Below are 23,251 nucleotides of genomic sequence, written 5' to 3' on the forward strand. Positions count from 1 at the left end.
TCCCCGCTGCCGCACGTCGCGATCTCGCGCCCCCAGTGCAAGGGAGCACCGCTCATGACCGAGGCCCGGCACGACCGCCCCGGACCGGACCAGCACGCCGCCTCCCGCCCGGAGGGGTCGGTGCCGCGCCACTCGGACAGCCGTCCCACGGCCCGGCCCGGCACCATCCCCGACCTGCGCCGGGTCGGCATCTCGCCCGACCACTGGTATCCGGTGGCGACCTCCCGGAAGGTGCGGCGCAACCGGACGTTCGCGGCCGTGTTCGCCGGTGAGCGGATCGTGCTGTACCGGGGGCGCGGCGGTGTCGTCCACGCGTTGGAGGACCGGTGCGCGCACCGTCAGGTGCCGCTGAGCATGGGTGTGGTCGAGGGTGACGTCCTGCGCTGCTGCTACCACGCGTGGGCCTATCGGGGCGACGGACGCATCTCGCAGATCCCGTACCTGCCCAAGGGCTGCGAGCGGCCGCCGCGCGGGGTGCGCTCGTATCCGGTCCGCGAGGCCTACGGCCTGGTGTTCGTCTTCCCTGGTGACCCGGCGCTGGCCGAGGAGGCGCCGTTCCCCTTCCTGCCCGAGTACCACTCCGCCGGACACCGCACGATGACGTTCTCCCGCACCGTGCGCTGCCACTACTCGTTCATGCACGAGAACCTGCTCGACATGAACCATCAGTTCCTGCACCGGAGCGTGCTCGGCAGGATCCGGCCGGAACTGCTCGGGTACGACACCGGGCCACGGCACGTCGAGGCGCGGTACCTCTTCGTCCCGGCCGGAGGCCGCAAGGACCGGGGTGCGGGGCTGCTGTCCGCGGAGGGGTTCGGGGGCCAGGACCGGCCCGACGTCATCACGATCCGCACCGAGTACCCGTACCAGACGCTCAGGGACGTCCCCGAGGGCAGCGAGCTTCCGGTGTTCTCGCTCTGGGCCGCCTACGTGCCGGAGGACGCCGAGCAGCGGGTCAATCACGCCTACGGCCTGCTGACGATCGCGAAGCCGTCGGTCCCGGGCGCGCTGCATCTCGCCTGGCCGCTCATCCGCCGTTTCACCGAACGTGTCTTCGCCCAGGACCGGATGGCGGTCGAGGCCGAGCAGCGTGCCTGGGACGAGCAGGGCGAGGACCACAACCACGAGGTGTTCCCGCTCATCCTCGACCTCCGCGACGTACTGCGCGCAGGCGGCGTACCGCTGCGGCCGGAGGCGGCGGCCGGATGCGCGCCGTGCGGGATGGCCGCCCCCGGACACCACACCGCCGCGCTCGCGGGCGACGCCGGTACGACGGGCCGCGCCGGACCGGCGCAGTCCGCCGGTCCGGCGGTGGAGGGCGTCGGCAGGCCCGAGTAGGTCCCGCCACGACGACGGCCCAAGCACCTACGCAGCGCACTCCGAACGAAGCCCCGGGCAGACGGGTTGTCGGCCAACGGCAGCCTTCTCCGCCTGGAGCCCCGGGGCATTGCCCACCCGTCCGGGCTGCGCCTGTCCGCTTCCGCGCTGCTGCTGCTGCGGCGGCGGCGGTGGTGGCGGTGGCGGGGGTTGGCCGCTCGGCGACGACTGATCAGTACCCGGCGGCGGCCGGCCTGCAGCCGCCGGGCGCTGACGCCCCTGGCCCACCTGCGCTGCGGTCACACCTTCGCCGAGCGCGCAGCCCGATTCCGCGCGGGCCTGCCCTCAGCCGTACCGCCGCGCGAAGTCAAAAACCAGGCTGCGGAGGAATGTCTGCTCGCACGAGGCGGACTCGCGCGGCTGGTATGCGGCCGGGCAGGTAGAAGAATCCGTTGCCGTTGTCGAGGAGCAACCCCTCATCGACGCCGTCCACGGACCAGAGATCGACCGACCCGCCGGTGTTGTTGATCTGAAGGAAGAACTCTGCTGCCTCCTCGCCCTGACAGACGAAGATCCCCTCCACCTCAGGGCGGCGGCTGCCGGCGATTCCCCGTGCGGCGCCCATCCGGGTCCAATCCAGGCCATGCTGAGCGATCGACCGTCGGTTGAGCACGGACGAAACGTGGAAGAGGTTCGGCGTATCAAACACGTCAGGAGTATAGGAGGCGGTGAGGCTTCCTCCTCAAACCTAGTCGGTCAACTCCAGGGTGAGGACGGCCTTGACGAGGCCGGTGACGCGGGTGGTGCCGCAGCGGAGCTTCCGCAGCAGGCGCCAGGGCTGGAGGGGCGTACGCCGAGGCAAGTCGGAGCCGCACGCAGCGCGGAACTCCCTCGCCCGCATGGCCTTCACGGGCAGCAGGGAAGGGACGACAGGGGAAAGGCGGGAAGCGCGAGGGCGACGCTTCCCGCCATCGCCCGGTCCCACACATGCCCTTCCCGTGTCCCACCTCACCATCCGAATGCCGGTCGCGGTCGGCCGCGCGGGCGAACTGCCCCTAGGCTGGGCGGTGCAGCTGGTTCGCCCCGTCCGCCAGGCGGGATGCGTCGTAAGAGGGAACCCGGTGGGAATCCGGGACTGCCCCGCAGCGGTGAGCGGGAACGACCGCCGTCATACGCACTGGATCCGACGTACGGGTCCGGGAAGCGACGGCCAATAGGTGTCCTCCGGCCGGAGGACGTGCCCGCGAGTCCGAAGACCTGCCCGTTGCCCGTGTGCGGACCGTTCCGCGCGCGGACATCCCGGTGACCTCGTGGGCGGGTCGGCGTACATACCAGGCGGAACGACCGTGCCTCGCCGCGCGGGATCGTGACCGCCCGGTTCGTCACCCCTTCGCGCTCGCGTCCCGTCCCGGGATCTCAGGGATTCATCTCGCGAAGGAGATCTCCGTGACCACCAAGTCCGCAGCCGCGGCAGCACGAGCCACCGTGTACGGCTACCCCCGCCAGGGCCCGAACCGGGAACTCAAGAAGGCGATCGAGGGCTACTGGAAGGACCGCGTCACCGCCGACGCCCTCCGGGACACCGCCGCCGAGCTCCGGCGGAGCAACTGGCGGCAGCTCGCCGACGTCGGCGTCCACGAGGTGCCCACCGGCGACTTCTCGTACTACGACCACGTCCTCGACACCACCGTCATGGTGGGCGCGATCCCGGAACGCCACCGCGCCGCCGTCGAGGCGGACGCCCTGGACGGCTACTTCGCGATGGCCCGCGGTACCCAGGACGTCGCTCCGCTGGAGATGACCAAGTGGTTCGACACCAACTACCACTATCTGGTACCGGAGTTGGGACCTGACACCGTCTTCGCCACGGACTCCACCAAGCAGGTCGCCGAGCTGACGGAAGCCCTCGCCCTGGGACTGACCGCCCGTCCCGTACTGGTCGGCCCCGTCACCTATCTCCTGCTCGCCAAGCCCGCCCCCGGCGTGCCCGCGGACTTCGAGCCGTTGACGCTCCTGGACCGGCTGCTTCCCGTGTACGCCGAGGTTCTCGCCGACCTGCGCGCGGCCGGCGCCGAGTGGGTGCAGCTGGACGAGCCCGCCCTCGTGCAGGATCGCACCCCGGCCGAGCTGAACGCCGCCGAGCGCGCCTACCACGAGCTCGGCGGTCTCGCCGACCGGCCGAAGCTGCTCGTCGCGTCCTACTTCGACCGCCTCGGCGACGCCCTGCCGGTGCTGGCCAAGGCGCCGGTGGACGGGCTGGCGCTGGACTTCACCGAGGCCGCCGCCTCCAACCTGGACGCCTTGGCCGCCGTCGGCGGGCTGCCCGGCAAGCGTCTGATCGCCGGCGTGGTCAACGGCCGCAACATCTGGATCAACGACCTTCAGAAGTCGCTGTCCACCCTCGGCACTCTCCTCGGGCTCGCGGACCGGGTCGATGTCGCCGCCTCCTGCTCCCTGCTGCACGTGCCGCTGGACGCCGCCGCCGAGCGGGACATCGAACCGCAGATCCTGCGCTGGCTGGCCTTCGCCCGGCAGAAGACCGCCGAGATCACCACCCTCGCCAAGGGCCTCGACCTCGGCACCGACGCCATCACCGCCGAACTCGCCGTCAACCGCGCCGAACTCGCCTCCCGCGCGGGCTCGCCGATCACGCGCGATCCGGCCGTGCGAGCCCGCGCCGAGGCCGTGACCGACGCCGACGCCCGCCGCGCCCAGCCCTACGCCGAACGCACCGCGGCCCAACGCGCCCACCTCGGGCTGCCGCTGCTGCCGACCACGACCATCGGCTCCTTCCCGCAGACCACCGAACTGCGCACCGCCCGCGCCGACCTGCGCGCCGGCCGCATCGACACGGCCGGGTACGAGGAGCGCATCAAGGCGGAGATCCAGGAGGTCGTCTCCTTCCAGGAGAAGGCCGGCCTGGACGTCCTGGTGCACGGCGAGCCCGAACGCAACGACATGGTCCAGTACTTCGCCGAGCGGCTCACCGGCTACCTCGCCACGCAGCACGGCTGGGTGCAGTCCTACGGCACGCGGTACGTCCGTCCGCCGATCCTCGCCGGCGACATCTCCCGGCCCGAGCCGATGACCGTGCGCTGGACGTCCTACGCCCAGTCGCTGAGCGACCGCCCGGTCAAGGGGATGCTCACCGGCCCCGTCACCATGCTCGCCTGGTCCTTCGTCCGCGACGACCAGCCCCTCGGCGACACCGCCCGACAGGTCGCCCTCGCCCTGCGCGACGAGGTAGACGACCTGGAGGCGGCGGGCACTTCGGTGATCCAGGTGGACGAGCCCGCACTGCGCGAGACGCTTCCTCTTCGGGCAGCCGACCGCCCGGCGTACCTGGCATGGGCGACCGAGGCGTTCCGGCTCGCCACGGCCGGAGTGCGGCCGGACACCCAGATCCACACGCACATGTGCTACGCCGAGTTCGGCGACATCGTCCAGGCCATCGACGACCTCGACGCCGACGTCATCAGCCTGGAAGCCGCCCGCTCCCACATGCAGGTCGCCCGCGAACTCGCCGCCCACGGCTACCCGCGCGAGGCCGGTCCCGGCGTGTACGACATCCACTCCCCGCGCGTCCCGAGCGCCGAGGAGGCCGCCGGCCTCCTGCGGGCCGGGCTCAAGGCCATCCCCGCCGAACGCCTGTGGGTCAACCCCGACTGCGGCCTGAAGACCCGCGCCTGGTCCGAGACCCGTGCCTCGCTGGAGAACCTGGTCGCCGCCGCGCGCACGGTCCGTGAAGAACTCTCCGCGTCCTGACAGCAGGTCCCATCGCCCGGGGGAGGACGCGGCCGCCGTCCTCCCCCGGCGCCCCGGCATCGGAGGAAGCACCCGCACATGGCTCTCGGTATCCCGAGCACACGGCACGACAGCGCAGTGTCCATTCGCGACCTGCTGGCACGAGGAGGCCGCTCCTTCTCCTTCGAATTCATGCCGCCGCGCACCGCGCAGGCCGAGGCGGGGCTCTGGACGGCGATCCGCCGACTGGAGGCCCTGTCGCCGACGTTCGTCTCGGTGACGTACGGGGCGGGCGGTTCGACGAGGGGCCGGACGGTCGACGTCACGGGCCGGATCGCGCAGGAGACCACACTCACCCCGGTCGCCCACCTCACCGCGGTCGGCCACAGCACTGCCGAACTGCGCAACATCCTCGGCCACTACGCCGACCAGGGCGTACGCAATGTTCTTGCCCTGCGCGGAGACCCGCCGGGAGACCCGCTCGGCTCCTGGACCATGCATCCGCAGGGGGTCCGGTACGCGGCGGACCTGGTCGGTCTGATCAGGGAATCCGGGAACTTCTGCGTCGGCGTCGCCGCTTTCCCCGAGCTGCATCCCCGTTCCCGTGACCGGGACGACGACATCCGCCACTTCGTCGCCAAGTGCCGGGCCGGAGCCGATTTCGCCATCACCCAGATGTTCTTCGACGTCGAGGACTACCTGCGCTTCCGGGACCTGGTGGCCGCGGCCGGCTGCGAGACACCGATCATCCCCGAGATCATGCCGGTCACCACCATCCGCTCGCTCCGGCGTATCCCCACGCTCTCCACCGCCGCCTTCCCGGCCCGGCTGGCCGAGAGCATGCTCGACGCGCAGGAAGACCCGAGAGCCGTCCGAGCACTCGGAATCGATCACGCCACCGCGATGTCCCGCCGCCTGCTCGCCGAAGGCGCTCCGGGACTGCACTTCATGACCATGAATCACTCGACGGTGACGACAGAGATCTATCAGAGCCTTGGGCTCCAGGCCTGAGCCTTCGAACACCGTTCCCGCGGGAATCCGTCGTCCCGCGCCGGTCGGCATCGTCGACATCACCGCGGCCTCGTTCTCGGACGGGAACCGGTTCCTGACCGCGCACGCGGCGGTGGCGCACGCGCGCAAGCTGTGCGCGGAGGGCGCCGACGCCATCGAACTCGGTCTTGCCACGAGTCGTCCGGGGTCACGACAGGTGCCCCCGGACGAGGAGATGAGACGGCCGGCCGATGTCATCGACGAGCTGGTCGCCGAGGGCGTTCCGGTGTCCGTCGACTCCTGTCGGCCCGCGACGCAGCGGTTCACCACCGCCCGGGGCGCCGCGTATCTCGACGACATCCAGAGGTTCGACGATCCCACCCGTTACGAGGAACTCGCCGGTACGGCCTGCCGACTTGTGGTCGTGGACCCCGTATGACGTCATGGTCCTCCGGGACACGCTCACCGTGTTCGAGGCCCTGGATCGGCGGAGCCGAGCGGTTGGTGACCAGGCGGGAGACAGGCATGCGCCGGACCCCGCCTGCTCGAGTGACGTCCGTCGACTCAATCCCGGCTCGGCACAGCGGAGTTCCGCGAGCACCTGCCCCGGCAAGGGGCACCAGGCGCGCCTTCCCTCACTGAACGCCCCCACCGGGTGCGCTCGTTCACCGCGTCTTGCGAGGCGGCGTGAACACATACAGACCGAGAATGTCGGGGCAGGGAGCGATCCCCGGACCGCCGGCGCGCACCCAGGCGACGATGTCCTCGGTCGCGTCGGGGTCGTTGACGAGTCCGAGCCAGACCGGACGGGCGCCGGCGGCCCGCGCGGCGGCCGAGGGCTGGACGACGATCACATTGGCGTGTTCGCACACGCCGAGGCAGTCCGAGACGCGTACGGGGGCGTCCTCCGCGAGCCGCTCGGTCTGACGTTCGTGATCGACTCCGGTCACCTTCGGGGTTCCGCAGCAGCAGTCCCGGCAGACGACGACGCGGCACGGCGCCGGTGTGGCGGGGGTGTTCGGGGTACGGAGCACGGGCATGCCTCGGGGGTCGGGGCTCGTACGCGGAGCCTGGCCTACGGACGTCCGCCGCGCCGGCGGCGCGGCGGTGCCAGCAGGTCTTCGGACTCGGGTTCGTCCGGCCGGGGCGCCTTCCCGGTCTCCCAGTGGCGTCGTGCCCCGCCCGTCCCCCTCACCGCTGCGCGTCAGTTCCGGATTCGCACCGGATTCCCTGGCCTCGGATGTGGCTCGACTGGCCCGACGAGGCTATCAAGCCCGCCGCGCGGTCAGTTCGTGCGCTCGGTCACGGGGAACCGGATACGCGGGCCGGCGTTCCGAGTGCGCGCGATCAACACCTCAGGCCCAACGGAAGGCTCCGACGAGACCGAGGCCAACCCGAAGATCCTCGCGGCGCTGTCGCCGTACGCGGACGGGAACCACTCCTTCTTCAGCCGAAGAAAGTCAGCCACGACGGCGGGATTGCCAACCGATCACGCACGCGTGTGCCTCGCTGCACCCCCACCAGGCTCAGCCACGCCATCGCTCGTCCACCAGTGCATGCCTCGACGGCCGATCCGGGACGACGACGCCTGCCAGCCATCAGCTTGGGAAGCTGCGGGCATTTGCAACCGATTCGTTCGCCGGCCTGGGTGAACAGCCGGGGCGCGCTCTCGTCGGGGCTTGGCTGCTTTCATCGTGATTCCCCGCTGTTCCCCACTCGATCTGGTGCGGTTGTGGTGCGAGCCTCACACAGGCAGAGGTAACGCTCGTGGGGCCTCTTGTCAGTGCTCATGATTAGGGTCTCAGACACGCGGCCGGCTTCCGAGGTGTCCAGCTCTGTAGAGCAGCTGCATCCCCGGCTTTGTATGGGGGCGGCCCGGGTACGACCCGGGACCTAACCAACGGTCGGGCTTCGTCGATGGCCAAGGAGAGACCTGCCGGCGCCGGCCGCGCACCCAGTACGCCAGTGCCGCGGGAGCAGGCACTGCTCTCCAACTGTGTTGGTGGGCTCTTGGACCGGGTGCGAGGGCTTCGGGGTAGCGTGCGAGCTCGGAGGTAATCGTGGCGCTTTTCTATGAGGGCCTGACCTACGAAGATCTCGTCGACTGGGCTGGCGGGCAGGGAGTGACCCGGGCCAAGCGGTCTGCCGTGGGCGACTGGCGGATACCGGACGCGGACAAGGCGGTCCTCATGGAGGTCGGCATTCCCCATACAGAGGACACACCGCTCACCCGAGTGTGTTTCCAGGAAAGCTTCCAGCCGTCACTGCCGACCACTGATGGACGAATGCTCTACCTCGTGGCGGAGAGGCAGCTCTCGGACCTCCCGGACGGTGCCCTGACATCCTCGTGGGCCATAGAGCCGGATACCGGAACCGTCTACTACGTTCAACCGGACGGCGAGCCGTGGTTCGCCAACTCCTCCGTCGTCCTCTGGGTGCAGTGCCTGCACCACTACGGGCTGCGGGTCGACACCTGCGACCTGCTCCTCAACGCCGACGACCATGAGGAAGACGCCGTCCTGGCCGAATTGGAAGAACTGGCGGCCGAACTGGAGGAATGCGACCCCCCGGCGTTCGCGGGGTACCAGGGATACATCTGGGCCGAGTTCCTGGGCCGCTGGCTGTGGTGACGGGGACCAAGCCTGAGGGCGGCACGCCTCACCTCAGCTTGGGAAGCTGAGGTTTCCTGGCGGCGGTTGCTGCGCTGATCTGCGGCGGAGTGGTGCTGGAGCCCGGGTCGTCTCTGGGGTCAGTCCCCGCTGTTCCCCGTGGTTCCCCGCGGGATCTGGCACGCGAATGGCACGGTCTCTTCGCCTCGGACGTCCCTTGGCGAAGCTGTGCGATGGAGCGTCTGAGTCTCAGCCGACGGCAGTCAGCCGCGATGGTGGGTCGGTCGACTGTGTGCCTCCCCGTACCGCTGCCAGCCTGAGCCAGGCTATCCGGCGGTCGACCGGCTCAAGCCTCGACGATAAATGCACATGGGTGGCGCCTTGCACGATGACCTCTTCGTCTCGCGGCAGCTTGACCGACACGGGCGCCTCGGCGAGGCACCCGCTACCTTCACCGACCATCTGCCAACGTTCGTGTTCGCTGCCGGTGTGTCAGTGTTGTCAGGTAGTCGCCGCTTGCCTCCGTGCCCCGGATCCTCCGGTTCGGTCGCGGCACCCGACCGGGTGCGGTCTCGGTGAGGCGCACGAACGTCCAGGCGACCGCCATGGCCCATGGCCGGGGCGGTCGCGCGTCTCCACCGTACCGAATATGACGAACTGTCATAATGCGTCACATTCTGTCAGTCCGGTCGAGAGGATTGCTGTGACTAGCTGTCAAGCCGTGAGGGGGGTGGGCGTGCAGGAGGCCCTCCCGTCGTCGGCGCCGCCTGATCTTCGAGTGCGTCGCTCGTGGTGGGATGGGTTGCTGCGGGCGCTGGGGGCAGGTCTCGTCGTAGTGGCCGGCCTGGCCCTGCCCATGGTGGCCCCGCAGCCCGCCCAGGCCGTGCCGCCCGGCACCTACGCCTACGTCACCAACTTCAACGCCAACACGGTGTCGGTGATCAACAGAGCGACGAACACGGTGGCGGTCACGGTTCCCGTCGGCGCTGCGCCGTGGGAAGTGGCGGTGTCGCCGAACGGCACCCGCGCCTACGTGACCAACCGCGCCGATGACACGGTGTCCGTGATCAACACCGCGACCGACACGGTCGTCGCCACCGTCCCCGTCGGCCTTGAGCCCCTGGGGGTGGCGGTGTCGCCGGACGGCACCCGCGCCTACGTCACCAACTTCAGCGCCGACACGGTGTCCGTGATCAAGACGAACACGAACACGGTCGTCGCCACCATCCCCGTCGGTGACGCTCCCATCGGGGTGGCGGTGTCGCCGAACGGTACCCGCGCCTACGTCACCAATTCCGACGCCAACACGGTGTCCGTGATCAAAACGGCGACGAACACGGTCGTCGCCACCATCCCCGTCGGCGCCTTCCCGTTCGGGGTGGCGGTGTCGCCGAACGGTACCCGCGCCTACGTCACCAATTTCAACGCCGACACGGTGTCCGTGATCAAGACGAACACGAACACGGTCGTCGCCACCATCCCCGTCGGCGATGCGCCCCAGGGGGTGGCGGTGTCGCCGAACGGCACCCGCGCCTACGTCATCAACGCCGACGCCGACACGGTGTCCGTGATCAAAACGGCGACGAACACGGTCGGCGCCACCATCCCTGTCGGCGATGCACCCCGAGAGGTGGCGGTGTCGCCGAACGGCACCCGCGCCTACGTCACCAACGCCAACGCCGACACGGTGTCCGTGATCAACACCGCCACCAACACCGTCGTGGCCACCATCCCCGTCGGCGACCTCCCGTTCGGGGTGGCGATCGGGGTCGTGCCCTGCCCAGGCCACGGCAAGCCGGGTCACGGAAAGTCAGGCCACGACCGGCCAACCACGGCCACCGTCCTGGCCCCCGGTAACTGCACACCGGCATGACGAACGCCCCGGCGCCGGCCGCCCACCCTCGGACCACCGACGCCGGGGCACCCCGTGACCACGCAACCCCACACCACGGCCCGCCGGCCCAAGCCTCCGCCGACCCTTCGCACCCAATCGGACCACCGATCAGACCGCGCTACGTGACTCACTTGCCTGAACGGCCGAACTCGCGCTGACCTGCACGTTCTCTTGGCAACCCCAGATAATCATCGCGCTGCACGGCAAGGTCCCCGGAACGTGATCGACCCGGGGCCTTATCCGATGCGCTCCCGGCAGGATTCGAACCTCGGCACCCGCTTTAGGAGTTCGAGCCAGGCCCGCTCTGGCTGAGGTCGGTGCCCGGTGCGGCGGCCGGACAGAGACGCTGGTGTTCGCCCCTGTCCGGCGTCGTTGATGAAGCTCCTATAGGCGTCAAGCGGTTGGGGTGAGCGGCTTCGGTGGGGTGTGTTGGCAGGTGAGGTACTTGTAGACCTCGCGGGCGATGAAGCGTTTGAGGCAGCGCAGGATGTCCTTCTTGGACATGCCTTCGGCGGTGCGGCGGGCTACGTATGCCTGGGTGCGTTGGTCGTGGCGCATGCGGACCAGCGCGATCATGTGGAGTGCGTGGTTGGCCCGGCGGTCGCCGCCGCGATTGAGGCGGTGTCTGTTGGTGCGGCCCGAGCTGGCCGGGACCGGTGCCGCTGCGCACAGGTGGGCGAAGGACGCTTCCGAGGTGAGCCGTTCGGGGTTGTCACCTGCGGTGATCAGAAGCTGGGCGGCGGTCTCGATCCCCACGCCGGGTAATGCGACCAGCTCAGGTGCTGCTTCGGTCATCAGTGTCTGCAGTTCGGCATCGGCATCGTTGATCTCCGCGGTCAGGTATTGATGACGGCGGGCGAGGCGCCGCAGGGCGACCTTGGCTGCGCAGGCGGGTTCGCTGGTCCGCGTGCCGGGGCGGGAGCGGGCCAGGTGCTTGATCAGCTGGGCAGGAGGCAGGGTGCGCAGCTGTTCGCGGACCTCGCCGGGCGCGGTGATGATGAGGCTGCGGATCTGGTTGATGATCTGGGTGCGGGCCTTGACGGCGGAGCGGCGGACCACGCGCAGGGTGCGTATGGCCTCCACGATGCCGTCGCGGGCCTTGGGGATCCCGCCGGCCCGGCCGGTGAGGACGGCGGTTGCGGCGGCGTAGGCGTCGATGGGGTCGGACTTGCCGCCTGCCCTGCGGGCCCGGCGGTCGGGGCGGTCCACCTCGATGACGGTGATCTGGTTGTCCTGCAGGTACCGGGCGAGTTCGCTGCCGTAGGCCCCGGTTCCCTCGACGCCGACGGCGATCACCTCTCCATAAGAGCAGAGCCAGCCCAGCAGCCGGTGATAGCCGTCGGGGGTGGTGGGAAAGGCCTGGGTGGCAAGGTGCCGGCCGATGGAATCGATCACGGCGGCCTGATGGAAGTCGGTGTGGGTGTCGACGCCGCCGATCACCGCTGTCTCGTCTGCCATGCTGAGGATGCTGTCCTTCCGTGCGGTGCATGAGGGGATGGCACGCGCCGGTCGGGCGGGAGGACAAGACTGTGATGGGACCTTTGGCCGGGCTCCTATGAGGTCACAAACGCCCGACCGGCCGCGTGCAGGGCGGCACCGCCCGAAACGGCCGACAAATCATCAACAGGACAGCAAGCGTCGGTCAGACGGAGGGTCAGACCCCTCGGACGGCACCATTTACATCCTCACAGTCACCCGTGGATGTCAGCCAGTGAGGAGCTTTGGGTACGGGCACGGTTCCAGGCCGCCATAGAGCCCGTCAGACCACCTCCACCAGATGTGCCGGCTGTCGCATGCCGAGACCACGCGGCAGACTCGCTGACCGTCCTCCTCGCGCTTGCTGAGAACCATGGCGCCAACCGTGAGGCAACCATCGCACTGTGGGCAGGACAGCGGTTCTTCGTCCGACATGGCGCGGAGCATACGGGGTTCAAGCCATCAGCTTGGGAAGCTGATGTGACCTCAGGCTTGGTGACGGACTGACCTGGGGCGGAAGGGCGTTCATGCCTGGTGAAGGGTCCTCTGGTTCCCCGGTGTTCCCCTCGGTTCCCCGTGCGATCTGGCACGCGTCTGGCACGGGACCTGTCACTGACCACAGGGCGATGTCGGTGTGGTCGGACACAATGCGCGCCATGAGTGATCACTATGAACTCGTCTTCTCCTCCTTCCTCCGCGACGACACGCCGGCCTCGGTTCTGGCGGCCCTGCGTTGGCATATGGGTATGGACGACGAAGATCCGGAAGACCTGGACCGAAACGATCATCCGTACCCGTTGCTCCTCCCGGGCCAGAGCCCGCTTCCCGGCGGCGACAACGTGTCCCTGCGCCGTTCGGTGCCGGAGTTCACGTCATCGGGGACGCAGTGCGGGTGGGAGCTGTTCGTACGCATCTACTGGGTCGATGACCTCACGCTCCACCTCGACGCGCTGCTCCAGCTGATCGCTCCTCACGTCGCGGGGCGGGGTTACGGCGGCTACATACGCGACGTGCATGACACCGAGGTGGAGACCTTCAAGTTCCATGACGGCACGTACGATCCCGTCGTGATCTAAGACGGTAAATTTCGCCATCAATGGCGAGAAACACCCCATCTTGCCTGACGGCTACCCCTCGGGGGAAACCTGTTCGGCGGGGGCCTTTGACCTGCGGCTCTACGGCTGATCTCGGTGGTCCACCTGTCACGGTCAGTCGCCACCGGTCGTCCTCGGCCCCCTCGGACGGCCCAGGGACGGCCCAGCGCTGGCGCACTCGACCGACTGCGGCACCACCGCTACCTGCAAGGCTGGCCCTGTGCCCCACTTCCTGCGCGGTCGATGAGATCCAGTAGTCTCCCGCTGTCCCGGAGGGGGGCCAATGAATCGCAGGGTGCGGGACGCAGTTCTGTCGGTGGTTGCTGCAGTTGTCCTCCTCGGCTTGGCCTACCAGCAGAAGCTGTTCGTGTCGGCAGAGCCCGCTTCATCAGGCTCCGTGAGTGTCATGGCACTGAGTGGAGGCGGGTTCTCCGACGGCAACGAGTGTGGAGTCAAGGGCTTCCACCACTTCGCGCTGCCCGCAGACGCCTCCTCACCGCCGTCCCCCGACACCCCGCAGGTCGGTCCGCAGCTCGTCCTCGGCGCCTACGGATACCAGCAGATGTCCGACGGCCCGGGTCACTTCACCATCCAGCTTCTCTTCGCACCCCGCGGGAAACAGTCGCTGGTCCTGTCCCGGACGCTAGGGACGGACGGAGTCGCGGTGGAGATCGAGGGTCCGCACGGACTGGTAGGCGGCGCGCACGGGCTGCCGGTCACCTGGAACCATCCCACGGCCACCAATCGCGACAACGCGATGTCCATCGACGCGGTTGGTGGTGGAAGCGCTGAGGTCTCTCTGCCGGTACAGGCCCTGTGCCCCGGCTACCAGGGCGCCAGTGTCATGAAGAAACTTCTGGCACCGATCGACTCCAGGAATACGATCACAGGGCAGCCGGCCTACACCCTGACCGTGTCCGTCTCCGACCCAGGTATCGGAGAGCTACGCAAAACGGCCCGCTCTGCGGTCAGCGGCGACCTGCTCAGCGCCAACAACCTCATGCCGCTCGACAAACCGATCACCCGCCCTTGAGGGAGCCCTCCAGGAAATTGCCGGGCCTCTGGTCTCGGTCTCTGCGTGAGGCGGGTGACGAGAATCGAACTCGCGCTCTCAGCCTGGGAAGCTGCGCGCACTTGCGGTCGATTCGCCTACTGGCCTGGGCGAACATCCAGAACAAAGCACCCTCGGACCGACCTCTCCATACCGTGAGTCCCCGCGGTTCCCCGCCCGATCCGGTGCGCAAGTGGTGCGGCAGCGGGCGGGGCTTCGGTCGCCTGCCTCAGTCGTTCTCGCCTGGCGACTCCGACTCGCTGTCCCCGCCATACAGGTCGCCACGGAGACGAGCCTTAGCTGCTTCGAGTCGTGCGCCGTAGTCGGGCATGAAGAGCTCGCTCAGCGTCTTGTCCAACGTTCCCGAGATCGCATAGACCGGTGACCAGACGGCTCGGTCACGGATGATCCCCGCAAGGTCATCGGACTTGAACATCACCTGGTAGAGCCAGTCAGACAGTACGAACGCTTGATCGCGCGTGAGTCTGATGGTGATCGCGTCCACTTCTTCCACAGTCTCAACTTAGCTGCCTCAGCCAGCCATACCCCTGGTGCAACCGCAGCCGGAGATCAACACGTTCTCCAACTTATGGCTCTCGGCATGACCTCTTCGTCCCGAACTCTCGGCGGGAAGGTCATTGACGGTTCTCGGGCTGCTCAATCAGCCGTGGACGGTTTTTGAGGTGCAGCCTCGGGTGCTGAGGTTGCTGTACTTCCGTGCTGTACAGGTTCGGTTTCCCGGCGGGCGCTGGCGAGGTTGTTGCGGCTGATCAGGGTGGATGGATGGGTGTGGCCCAGGACCTGCTGACGTTGGGCGAGGGTGGTTTCGTACAGGGGAATGGCCCGGTCTAGATCTCCTACTGAGTCGCTGACTGCCGCGAACGGACATTTTGAAAACCGTCGTGGCAGTGGTGGCACCGTGGGTTCAAGTCCCACACTCTCCGCTCAGGTCAACGAATGCGCTGCTCAGAACGGGGTGCCTCGGTCTCGAGGCGCCCCGTTTCTCTTGTGCCTGTCTCAGCTCGTACCGCCGATGCCCCGTTGTGGATCAGCGCATGTGGACCAGGCGTGGACCAAGGAGCCTCGTCCTGCCGTTCACGGCATCGGCCGGCCCTTGGAGCGCATGAGGAGGAGGGCGATGTCGTCGGTCTGTGGGGACGCGAGTCGCACGACCGCGTCGGCGAGGTGGTCCACATCGCTGCATTCCGCGGCCGCGATGTGGCCGGCCAGAGCGGCGGTGGATTCGGCGATGTCGATGCCGGGCTTTTCGACGAGTCCGTCGGTGTAGAAGGCGAGTACGGATTCGGGCGGGAAGGGCACGGTGATCGCCGGGTAGTCGGCGGCCGCGTCGATTCCCAGGAGCAGCCCCGGAGGCACGTCGAGCACTTCTGCGTGTCCTGGGAGTGTCCGCAGGATCGGCGGAGGATGGCCCGCGGAGGCCACCGAGAGCAGCTGCTCGTGCAGGTCGATTTGGGCGTAGACGCAGCTGACGAACAACCCTGGGTCAAGGTCGGTGATCACCTTGTTGGTGCGGGCGAGGACCTCGCCGGGCCGGGGGCCGGCGGTGGCGTGGACCGCTGTGCGGGCCTGGCCCATGAGAGCGGCGGCGGCGACGTTGTGCCCTTGCACGTCGCCGATGACGGCTCCGACGGTGCCGTCGTCGAGGAGGAGTACGTCGTAGAAGTCGCCCCCTGCGTCCATTCCGCGGGTCGCCGGTAGGTACCGGGCGGCGAGGTCCAGGTCGGCTACGTGCGGCAGCGTGGCGGCAGCAGGTTTTCCTGGAGGGTGCGTGCGAGGGTGTGCTCCAGGTCGTACAGGCGGGCCCGGTCGAGGGCGTGCGCCACCAGCCCGGCCAGGGAGACCAGCGCGGCGCGCTCGTCGCCGGGGAACGTTCTGGGGTGTTCGTACCCGAGCACGCAGGAGCCGATGACGGTGCCGGACGCGAGCAGCGGCAGGACGGCCCAGGCGTTGCTGCCTGATGACGATGTGAAACCGGGCGCGATCCGGCGTGCTTCTTCCAGCGAGGAGAGGAAGTGCGGCTGTGTGGACAGCAGGACGTGGGTGATGAGCCGGCTGCTGAAGCCCGTGGAAGTCAGAGCGGTGGTGTCGGATTCCCCGAACACGTCCGGGTCCAACGCGGTGCTGCCGATGAGCCGCAGGCGCTCCCCCTCGGCCAGGAAGAAGGCCACGAAGTCGGCCTCGAAGACCGGCGCGATCTGGCAGCAGACCTGGTCGGCGATGTCACGTGTCCCGCGTGCCTCGGCGAGGGCGGTGGCCAGGTAGAGCATCTGGTGCATACGGCCCGCGCGCGGCGACATCTCCACGGGCTCCGGCAGCGAGCTGGGTGTACTCAGCAGCCCGTCGCAGAGCTCGACCCGCATGGTGGTACTGCCGGCATCGGGGTAGAGCTGGATGCGCAGCAGGGCGTCGGGCGGGCGGCACACCAGCAGGGAGGTCGGCTTCCGGCTCGCCGTTGCGGCTCGGACCTCATCCTCCAGATGAGCTTCCCGCAGCCAGGGCATGGCAGCCCAGAGTGTGGTGCCCAGCAGTTCTGAGGCACTGCTGTCCAGGAACTTCGCCGCCTTCTGGCTCATGAAGGTGATCCGGTCGTCACGATCCAGGCAGACGACTCCCTCGGGCAAGCGTTCGGCCAAGGTTGCTGCGGTCAGGTCTTCGCCATGCGCGGGGGCATGAAGCGGTGGGCGCTGGAGATTCCTGGGCCGCGGGCGGACGGCCCAGGTGAGGTCGGCATCGGCAGCTTTGTCTATGATCCGGCCGAGTTGGCGGCCGGCCGCCTCCAGGCGGTCACGCTGCCCGGCCGCGAGGCGTTTGTGGTCCTGGGTTCCCCAGAAGAGCAGGATGGCGCCCCAGGCTGTCTCGTCGCCCATCAACGGTATGGCGGCCGCCGCGCAATATTGTGGGGCGGTGAGAGCTATCCGTGGGTAGCGGGTGGCCAGCTCTTCCCAGCTGTCCAGCTCAACGGCACAGCCGTTCCTCACCGCGTCCGTGACCGGCATCGGGCTTGGCCGCATGAGCCGGGAACGGTGCGGCACCGCACCCGTCGGCAGTCCGGTCTGCGCGTGCAGACAGAGCGTCCGCTTGTCCGGTGCGAGGACGTACAGCGCCCCTGCGGCTGCTGCAGCCCCTTGAACGGCTTGCAGCAGGCTGTTGTCCAGCTCTTCGAACGCGTCCTTCGGGCTGAGACCAAGCGCGTCCCCGCCATCCGGCCACGATTCCTGCCGAACCGCCGACCATTTATGCCGGTCGCGTCGCCGGGAGCGCCTCGCCGTCACTGTTCAATCGTAGTTCTGCATAACACCGCGTGCCTTCCCCGCGCGCGAGTTGCACGCCGGGAGGTCGACCGGAGTGCGCAGCTGAGGCCGTTGACGAGGTGGGCAGCGGCCTGCGCATATCCGGGGGCGGCCGTGGTGGCGTCTTCAGGCCTTGAGCTGTGGGGAGCCGCGAGCATGAGCCATGTACGACGGTTGTGGGCTGCCCCGGCAGCCGCCGCTGCCAGTCGGCGGTGCTTGGGGATTTACCTCTCGCTGGGCAGGTGCGGGTTGCTAGGTTTTGGCCCAGGCGCAGATGCTGGTCAGGGCAGCTAGTGCTCTGACCGGGAAGGTTCGCCGGGGCCAGCTCGATCAGTCCGATCGTGCTGCTTCCCACCGCCATGAGGTTTGGCGAGGGAGGCCGTCGAGGTCCCTGCGGCCGGTGCACCAGAGAAGTACCTGGGTGGGGTCTCCGGGCGGGGCGGCGGGGAAGAGCCGTTTGAGTACGGCTGCGTTCAGCGATGCTGGTGGTAACCAGTTCACGGACAATCCTTGCGTGATGTCGTGGGTGTGCAGCAGGGTTTCGGCGACGCCCATGGCTGCGAACCCCTCGGGGTCGCACGGACCCCAGTGCCAGGCACGCAAGGTTGGGTCGGCTGCGGCCAACGCGCTGCTGAGTAGCCTGCCGCAGGCGGTGGCGGCTTGGAGCACCTCAGCCGGTGAGGCGGTGGGGCGGATGTTTAGGTCGAAGGGAAGGTAGGCGTCGGCGGGCTGTGCTGCCAACTGTCCTGCGTAGGCCAGCAGGTCATGGCCGATGTGCGCTGCTGTTTGCCAGCAGGTCCATTCGAGCGGCCCCGCCGGCACTGTCCAGTCCTTTGCGGTATGGGGGCTGAGCACCCGCAGCATCTCTGCCACGGCGGCGTCGACGTCCTGATGGTCCATGCGGAGCTCCTTGCGGTTCGTGCTATGCGACTGGGCTGTGCCGGTAGTCGTTCGATCACGCTGCCAGGCACCTGGCACGTCCGCCCCAGCGGATGCCCTTCTCGCTGCGGATGCGGGCGCGTTCTTTGCGCTGGGCGGCGAGGACGTCGGGGTGGCGTGCGTTGGCGTTGCGCCAGCGCAGGTAGCGGTGCAGGGCCCGGGTTTGCGCGGGGTGGCTGCGGTGGTGGGAGTTGGCGAGGGTGAACTGCCGCAGCGGGCTGAAGTGCGCCTCGATCGGGTTGGCCCAGGAGGCGTAGGTCGGGGTGAAGCACAGCTCGACCTTGTTCTTCTTCGCCCAGCGGCGGATGTCCGTGCCGGTGTGGGCGGAGAGATTGTCCAGAATGATGTAGATCGGGGCGCCGTCGGGCCGGGCCTCGCGGATCGACTTCAAGGCGGCGAGGCTGTTGACGGTGCCTTTGCGGCGGCGGTTGACGCCCCACAGCCGGTCGTCGCCGACGGAGTAACAGCCGTGGAAGTAGGTGACGCCGTGGGTGCGGTGGTAGGTCGCCGGCAGGCGGTCGGGCTTGCCCTGCTTCGCCCAGCAGGAGCCTGCGGTGGGCCTGATCCCGAGAGGGCCGAACTCGTCGAAGGCGAAGACCCGGTCCGGGAAGCGGTCCAGCACCTGCTCGATCCGGGCGAGCTTGGCCTCGCGGCCTGGGTCGGGTGATTCCTTCCAGGTCTTGGTGCGCTGGAAGGTGACGCCGCGGCGCCGGAGCAGGCACCGTAAAGCTTCTCGGCCGATGCGGATGACGCGTCCGCGCACGCGGCGCAGGTAGGCGGCGAGTTTACGGATCGACCAGCGGGTGAAGGGCTGGCCGAGCTTGGTGGGGCGGGTGATGGCCGTCTGGATGACGAAGTCCTCGTCGTCATCGCTGAGCAGGCGGGGACGGCCTCCCGCCCATCGAGGGTCCAGGCAGGCCAGGCCGATCTCGTTGAACCGGTGGATGACGTCCCGGACGGTGTCCTCGTCGGCCTGGACCAACTGGGCGATCACCGGAACGCGGTTCCCGCCGGCGGACACCAGCAGCATCATCGCCCGGCGATAGCGCACCGAACTGGTACTGCCCCGCCGCACGATCTGTTGCAGTTTCTGCCCTTCCTGATCGGTCAGTCTGCGCACGCGCACAGGCTCGGCCACTCACGCCTCCCAGCGGTCAGAACGGACGTTGCCGCACATCCAACCGCCCCGACTACCGACCCGGCGAACCTTGCCGGTCAGAGCACTAGCGCCCGCGGTCTGTAAATCTGCCGGCTTCGCCTTCCCAGGTTCGAATCCTGACGCCGCCGCCCTAGCGGGAATCGGCCCCTGACCAGCAAGGGCGCTTTTTAGGGGCCGTTCTCGTTCTCTGCTCACGTCAGTGTCCGCTAGTCCCCGGTGCTTCCCACGCGTTCTGGCACGGTCGTAGCATGCGCCGTGAGCTTGATCATGCAGTCGATTGAGCCTCAGCCCTCTCGATGCGAACTATGGGCACGGAGGTTACTGAAGGCTGACGCGAAGCCCGGACGGGCCGTTGAGGGTATATGCGGTTGGTCCTGGCCGGGGTGGATGCTTGTACTCCCCTGCTGTACTGCTCAGGGGCCTATGGCCACTACCAGGCTCCCTTGCTGATCCGGCGAAGGTGCACGGCTCCGGCAGTCCAGCTTGCGACCAGCAGCGCAGCGGCGGACTCAAGCATGGGGACGTAAGGGTCCCCATCCAGGATCATTCCGGCGAGGTAGAGCGTCGCGTGAAAGCACCCCAGCGCAAAAAGGCACACCGAGGCCCTACCTAGACGGCTGTGGCCTGCTGATTTTGCTCGCGCCTGATCATTCTGCATGCCGCCCATCATGAGCGTGATCAAGTCATATGACTAGATCCCTACAGTTGTCGTGACCTGGGCCGAAGGTAGCTCGCGTGGTCGGAGTGTACTGGTGCGGGTCGGCGGGGCGTCGTTCATAGGTCGGGAAGGCGCCGCACTGGGCACAGGATTTAAACCTGTGGCCTCATCCTTATCAGGTCGATTCCGAGGGCTCGATTGCCTTCGCTTTCCCCTGCCGGCCGCAGGATAAACAGTCGTGAGGGTCCGGTGTTGGCCGTCGAGGTTCGCGCTTGTTGGTGTCAGTCGCTGATGTCAGCCCACCGCGACGGTCTTTACAGGCGGGACTCTCCACCGGTAGGGATCCCCAGTTTGGGCATGGAGCAGCACGGCACTCAAGATTAAATAAGGCGGGTATTATTACCGGTTTCGCCGCCGTTGATCGGCTGCTGAAGAATGGAAACCTGACTCTCATCACTATCTCGAAAGATTCGCTCTACGCGCTCGACAAATTTAGCAAGTCGCACATCCTCATCATTGTACGGTGCTGAGTGAGTACGGTATAGCGTGAGCTCAACTTCGAGGCGTGATCTGAAATCCATTATCGAGAGCATCTGCTCGCGGTAGCCCGTCACCTGCAGCGATCCCTCGATTATCGCGCTAACACCTCCCAAGGCAGCGATTCCCCAGCGTGGTATTGGCGTTGCGGCAGCCACAACCACGCCAGTCGAGAAGGCAAGCGAGCAGATGCGCGAGCGATAGTAGATACGTTCTCGACGGAAGGCTTTCTTTCGAGCCCACGCTAAGGCGGACTCCACTTTTCCCAGAAACCACTGTTCCGGATCTGTCAAGCTCTCTGGTTCTTCCATGACCCCACCCATGATTCGCGTGTGAATGCATGCAGACTGTCGGGATCTTGCGATCTCGTCAACGGTCTCTTGCTGAGGTCTGCGAGCCCACCTCCTCCACCACTCACCCCGGCTCCCACCCCGTCTGCCGTCGCCCCACATACCGTGGAGCGGGCGTGGTTCAGGGCGTCAAGGTGGAGCGCCCTGCCGGATGAACGACTGTGAGGATTGGTCGTGGCTGCTCGGCTCCGCCTGGGTCGACGGCGTACGGGATGGGGGCACCCCACGCACACCGCGACGGACCCGCGGCCCGAAACGGCGCCCCGTCCATCCCGGTGCCGGCCGATCCCCAGCCGGAGGCACAGCCTTGTAAGGGCGGATGTGGTCGGTAGTGAAGGCGCCCAGGTCAGTCCGGCTGTAGCGGCAGTCCAAGCGAACGGCGCATCTCGACCGCAGCAAGCCGTCGTTGACCGTGGTTGACCGCACGATGTGGCACGGCTGTGGCACGGGGACGTCTTCGTCCCAAATTATGGGCGGGCTAGTCGGGTCTGCTGGGCCGGTCACTTGGGCGTCTGGGGTCGATGCCAGTTGGCTCCGGTCACGGGCGTTGCTGGACTCCGCTGCTGTACAGCCACGGGGGTGAGCCGATTCGCATCTGGTCCCTGTGAACCAAGGCATCCGCCAAGCTGATCAGCCCGGTTCGGAGCAGGGCGCTCCCGTCGGGCAGAGGGAGTTCACGGCCTTCGTGAGCGGCTCCGTCATGTCCGTGCCGGGCGGTGAGTACACGATGATCGCGTACGGTGTACCGTCGGCGGCCTGGAAACGGTGGTCGATGGTCCTAGTAGCCCCGTACTGCTTGCTGTCGTAGCGGTAGCTGAACTCCGTCCAGTTGGCACCGGTCCGCCGGCCGAGGTAGTGGTAGCCCTTGAGTCCCTCTGCGATGGACTGAGCCTGTGCGGAGGACTCCGTCGCGGAAATCTCCTTGACCTCGAACACCATCAACCTGTCCAGGCCGTTCGGGGCCGTATAGGTGACAACGGGTTGTAGCTTCCCTTGCGTCTCCTCGCGTGCCCATCCTCGAGGGATGCTGATCACGTAGCCAGCCGGGTCATTAACCTTGTGGTAAACAGCATCGACCGACGTGGCAGGTGTCGCGACCCCCGGAACAGGTGGCAGCAAACGCGAAACGCCGAAACCTACGGCCAATGCGAGCAGGGTCACAAATGCGAGGCCAGCACCACGCCACCAACTCCCGCGGTTCGGTGGAGCGGTCCCGATGTCGACGACTGTCTCCATGTCGTAGAAGATCGTTGACGTCGGTGCTGGTGTCAGGCCCTCGGTCTGTTTCGTCTCTGTGGTGACTCCGCAAGTCACTGGCATGTCAAGCAGGGAAGCCACGTACCTTCGCCACAGCGTCGCGTTCCGCTGCCGCCCATACTCGATCAGCAACTCTGCGGATTCGACGTTGGTATCCGTCAGTGACGCCCAGTACCGTCGTGCCAGCCTGCTCACGGCTCGATCACCTCCGCGCCGCCCGGCGGAACACCGACGTGCTCGGCCGAGGCCTCGACCGGCTCGGGACCGGAGTATCCACCCCCGAACACTGCCTGCACGGTGCGCGCGCTGCCTAACTGGCGCAGCAACGCTGGCGCCGTGGCTCCCACAGCGACTGTGGCCAAGGCTCCCGTTACTTGTGGGGAGAAAATCCATCCGGCCGCGGCGCCGAGGGATAGACGAGTCACGGCTGCCAGCATGTCGGACGGGGGATCGACGTATTTGTCGAGCCGCGGAAGTTGCTTCCGCCGCTTATTCCCTGCCAAGGCGCGATGCCGAGCCGTCTGCCATGCCGCTATCCGGCCATAGAGGACGACGATCTCCACGACAAGGCCACCCAGTGCGCCGTATGTGATGGACATCGTCCACTCCATGGCCGCTCCCCCCCTCGGCGATGGCGCCGTATAGCTCAGTTAAGAATTTCAGACAGGTGGGTCGATCGGGGCGAAGTTGGCATAAGAGCCCCGTGGGCCCTCTGGTGATCTTCAGCGCTGCCCCATGCCAGCGCCATCCCACCCGGGTCGATCACAGGGAGGGTCTGGTGCAGGTTCGGGTGACAGGTTCGGTCACGCGGCCTGGAGGGCCGGTGCGATCATGACGGTCTCGAATTCGACGGGGGTCAGTCGGC

The 23,251-nt window shown here is 67.7% G+C and carries 20 protein-coding genes, 1 pseudogene and 2 riboswitches; of the genes and pseudogenes, 8 read left to right on the plus strand and 13 right to left on the minus strand.

Annotated features, from left to right (window positions below; genetic code table 11):
- The first annotated feature begins 54 nt into the window (after positions 1 to 54).
- Positions 55 to 1,338, plus strand: coding sequence for a Rieske 2Fe-2S domain-containing protein (locus ACH4S8_RS43375; protein WP_398404596.1), 1,284 nt, complete (start codon positions 55 to 57; stop codon positions 1,336 to 1,338).
- A 346-nt stretch (positions 1,339 to 1,684) separates the two neighbouring features.
- Here the strand turns inward: ACH4S8_RS43375 and ACH4S8_RS43380 are convergent, their stop codons facing one another.
- Both ACH4S8_RS43380 and ACH4S8_RS43385 read right to left on the minus strand, forming a co-directional pair.
- A complete protein-coding gene (locus tag ACH4S8_RS43380; protein WP_398404558.1) occupies positions 1,685 to 2,026 on the minus strand; it encodes a hypothetical protein in 342 nt (113 codons plus the stop codon).
- Between the two features lie 39 nt (positions 2,027 to 2,065).
- Positions 2,066 to 2,161 (minus strand): annotated as a pseudogene (locus tag ACH4S8_RS43385) (IS5/IS1182 family transposase); the annotation flags it as partial.
- A 213-nt stretch (positions 2,162 to 2,374) separates the two neighbouring features.
- Positions 2,375 to 2,597, plus strand: a riboswitch (cobalamin riboswitch).
- A 166-nt stretch (positions 2,598 to 2,763) separates the two neighbouring features.
- Here ACH4S8_RS43385 and metE point away from each other — a divergent pair.
- The 3 genes from metE to ACH4S8_RS43400 all read left to right on the plus strand — a co-directional run bounded on the left by metE (position 2,764) and on the right by ACH4S8_RS43400 (position 6,490).
- Positions 2,764 to 5,082, plus strand: coding sequence for a 5-methyltetrahydropteroyltriglutamate--homocysteine S-methyltransferase (metE, locus tag ACH4S8_RS43390; protein WP_398404560.1), 2,319 nt, complete (start codon positions 2,764 to 2,766; stop codon positions 5,080 to 5,082).
- 78 nt (positions 5,083 to 5,160) lie between these two features.
- Positions 5,161 to 6,072 (plus strand): methylenetetrahydrofolate reductase [NAD(P)H], encoded by a 912-nt coding sequence (gene metF / locus ACH4S8_RS43395; protein WP_398404562.1) that lies wholly within the window; start codon positions 5,161 to 5,163, stop codon positions 6,070 to 6,072.
- Positions 6,056 to 6,490 (plus strand): dihydropteroate synthase, encoded by a 435-nt coding sequence (locus ACH4S8_RS43400; RefSeq protein WP_398404564.1) that lies wholly within the window; start codon positions 6,056 to 6,058, stop codon positions 6,488 to 6,490. Before metF ends, ACH4S8_RS43400 begins: the two co-directional genes overlap by 17 nt.
- Before the next feature lie 226 nt (positions 6,491 to 6,716).
- On the opposite strand, the gene ACH4S8_RS43405 is transcribed toward ACH4S8_RS43400, so the two are convergent.
- Complete coding sequence (locus ACH4S8_RS43405) at positions 6,717 to 7,091, minus strand: (2Fe-2S) ferredoxin domain-containing protein (protein ID WP_398404566.1); 375 nt, start codon at positions 7,089 to 7,091, stop codon at positions 6,717 to 6,719.
- Between the two features lie 54 nt (positions 7,092 to 7,145).
- A riboswitch (cobalamin riboswitch) is annotated at positions 7,146 to 7,322 on the minus strand.
- Positions 7,323 to 8,111: 789 nt separating this feature from the next.
- On the opposite strand from ACH4S8_RS43405, the gene ACH4S8_RS43410 reads away from it, so the two are divergent.
- Both ACH4S8_RS43410 and ACH4S8_RS43415 read left to right on the plus strand, forming a co-directional pair.
- On the plus strand, positions 8,112 to 8,681 hold the full coding sequence (locus ACH4S8_RS43410; protein ID WP_398404568.1) for an SUKH-4 family immunity protein: 570 nt from the start codon (positions 8,112 to 8,114) through the stop codon (positions 8,679 to 8,681).
- 781 nt (positions 8,682 to 9,462) lie between these two features.
- Complete coding sequence (locus tag ACH4S8_RS43415; protein ID WP_398404570.1) at positions 9,463 to 10,533, plus strand: beta-propeller fold lactonase family protein; 1,071 nt, start codon at positions 9,463 to 9,465, stop codon at positions 10,531 to 10,533.
- Between the two features lie 414 nt (positions 10,534 to 10,947).
- On the opposite strand, the gene ACH4S8_RS43420 is transcribed toward ACH4S8_RS43415, so the two are convergent.
- On the minus strand, positions 10,948 to 12,012 hold the full coding sequence (locus ACH4S8_RS43420; RefSeq protein ID WP_398404572.1) for an IS110 family transposase: 1,065 nt from the start codon (positions 12,010 to 12,012) through the stop codon (positions 10,948 to 10,950).
- Between the two features lie 674 nt (positions 12,013 to 12,686).
- Here ACH4S8_RS43420 and ACH4S8_RS43425 point away from each other — a divergent pair.
- Both ACH4S8_RS43425 and ACH4S8_RS43430 read left to right on the plus strand, forming a co-directional pair.
- A complete protein-coding gene (locus ACH4S8_RS43425) occupies positions 12,687 to 13,106 on the plus strand; it encodes a hypothetical protein (protein ID WP_398404574.1) in 420 nt (139 codons plus the stop codon).
- A 424-nt stretch (positions 13,107 to 13,530) separates the two neighbouring features.
- Positions 13,531 to 14,157, plus strand: a complete 627-nt coding sequence (locus ACH4S8_RS43430) for a hypothetical protein (RefSeq protein WP_398404576.1) — start codon at positions 13,531 to 13,533, stop codon at positions 14,155 to 14,157.
- A gap of 247 nt (positions 14,158 to 14,404) precedes the next feature.
- Here ACH4S8_RS43430 and ACH4S8_RS43435 read toward each other — a convergent pair whose 3' ends face one another.
- The 9 genes from ACH4S8_RS43435 to ACH4S8_RS43475 form a co-directional block, all read right to left on the minus strand.
- Positions 14,405 to 14,689 carry a hypothetical protein gene (locus tag ACH4S8_RS43435; protein ID WP_398404578.1) on the minus strand — a complete coding sequence of 95 codons (285 nt, stop codon included), beginning with the start codon at positions 14,687 to 14,689 and terminating at the stop codon, positions 14,405 to 14,407.
- 143 nt (positions 14,690 to 14,832) lie between these two features.
- The gene (locus ACH4S8_RS43440) at positions 14,833 to 15,111 is read right to left on the minus strand and encodes a tetratricopeptide repeat protein (protein WP_398404580.1); all 279 of its coding nucleotides are present in this window, start codon (positions 15,109 to 15,111) and stop codon (positions 14,833 to 14,835) included.
- 159 nt (positions 15,112 to 15,270) lie between these two features.
- A complete protein-coding gene (locus ACH4S8_RS43445) occupies positions 15,271 to 15,876 on the minus strand; it encodes a PP2C family protein-serine/threonine phosphatase (RefSeq protein WP_398404582.1) in 606 nt (201 codons plus the stop codon).
- 44 nt (positions 15,877 to 15,920) lie between these two features.
- Entirely contained in the window at positions 15,921 to 17,468 is a 1,548-nt protein-coding gene (locus ACH4S8_RS43450) for a GAF domain-containing protein (protein ID WP_398404584.1), read from the minus strand.
- 348 nt (positions 17,469 to 17,816) lie between these two features.
- Positions 17,817 to 18,386, minus strand: a complete 570-nt coding sequence (locus ACH4S8_RS43455) for a maleylpyruvate isomerase N-terminal domain-containing protein (RefSeq protein WP_398404586.1) — start codon at positions 18,384 to 18,386, stop codon at positions 17,817 to 17,819.
- Between the two features lie 55 nt (positions 18,387 to 18,441).
- Positions 18,442 to 19,563, minus strand: a complete 1,122-nt coding sequence (locus ACH4S8_RS43460; protein WP_398404588.1) for an IS630 family transposase — start codon at positions 19,561 to 19,563, stop codon at positions 18,442 to 18,444.
- Positions 19,564 to 20,622: 1,059 nt separating this feature from the next.
- Entirely contained in the window at positions 20,623 to 21,090 is a 468-nt protein-coding gene (locus tag ACH4S8_RS43465) for a DUF4231 domain-containing protein (RefSeq protein WP_398404590.1), read from the minus strand.
- A 669-nt stretch (positions 21,091 to 21,759) separates the two neighbouring features.
- Positions 21,760 to 22,581: a hypothetical protein gene (locus ACH4S8_RS43470; RefSeq protein ID WP_398404592.1), complete on the minus strand. Its 822-nt coding sequence runs from the start codon at positions 22,579 to 22,581 to the stop codon at positions 21,760 to 21,762.
- Entirely contained in the window at positions 22,578 to 22,997 is a 420-nt protein-coding gene (locus ACH4S8_RS43475; RefSeq protein ID WP_398404594.1) for a hypothetical protein, read from the minus strand. The genes ACH4S8_RS43470 and ACH4S8_RS43475 overlap by 4 nt, the downstream gene beginning before the upstream one ends.
- Positions 22,998 to 23,251: the final 254 nt, after the last annotated feature.

The organism is Streptomyces sp. NPDC021080, assembly GCF_044333225.1.
GTDB lineage: Bacteria > Actinomycetota > Actinomycetes > Streptomycetales > Streptomycetaceae > Streptomyces.

Excerpts from the sequence above, each read along its gene's own strand:
- ACH4S8_RS43420 (WP_398404572.1), bottom strand. The coding sequence starts at position 12,012 with ATGGCAGACGAGACAGCGGTGATCGGCGGCGTCGACACCCACACCGAC.
- ACH4S8_RS43375 (WP_398404596.1), top strand. The coding sequence starts at position 55 with ATGACCGAGGCCCGGCACGACCGCCCCGGACCGGACCAGCACGCCGCC.
- ACH4S8_RS43430 (WP_398404576.1), top strand. The coding sequence starts at position 13,531 with ATGGCACTGAGTGGAGGCGGGTTCTCCGACGGCAACGAGTGTGGAGTC.
- ACH4S8_RS43475 (WP_398404594.1), bottom strand. The coding sequence starts at position 22,997 with ATGGAGTGGACGATGTCCATCACATACGGCGCACTGGGTGGCCTTGTC.
- ACH4S8_RS43405 (WP_398404566.1), bottom strand. The coding sequence starts at position 7,091 with ATGCCCGTGCTCCGTACCCCGAACACCCCCGCCACACCGGCGCCGTGC.
- metF (WP_398404562.1), top strand. The coding sequence starts at position 5,161 with ATGGCTCTCGGTATCCCGAGCACACGGCACGACAGCGCAGTGTCCATT.
- ACH4S8_RS43425 (WP_398404574.1), top strand. The coding sequence starts at position 12,687 with ATGAGTGATCACTATGAACTCGTCTTCTCCTCCTTCCTCCGCGACGAC.
- ACH4S8_RS43455 (WP_398404586.1), bottom strand. The coding sequence starts at position 18,386 with ATGGACCATCAGGACGTCGACGCCGCCGTGGCAGAGATGCTGCGGGTG.
- ACH4S8_RS43465 (WP_398404590.1), bottom strand. The coding sequence starts at position 21,090 with ATGGAAGAACCAGAGAGCTTGACAGATCCGGAACAGTGGTTTCTGGGA.
- ACH4S8_RS43445 (WP_398404582.1), bottom strand. The coding sequence starts at position 15,876 with ATGGACGCAGGGGGCGACTTCTACGACGTACTCCTCCTCGACGACGGC.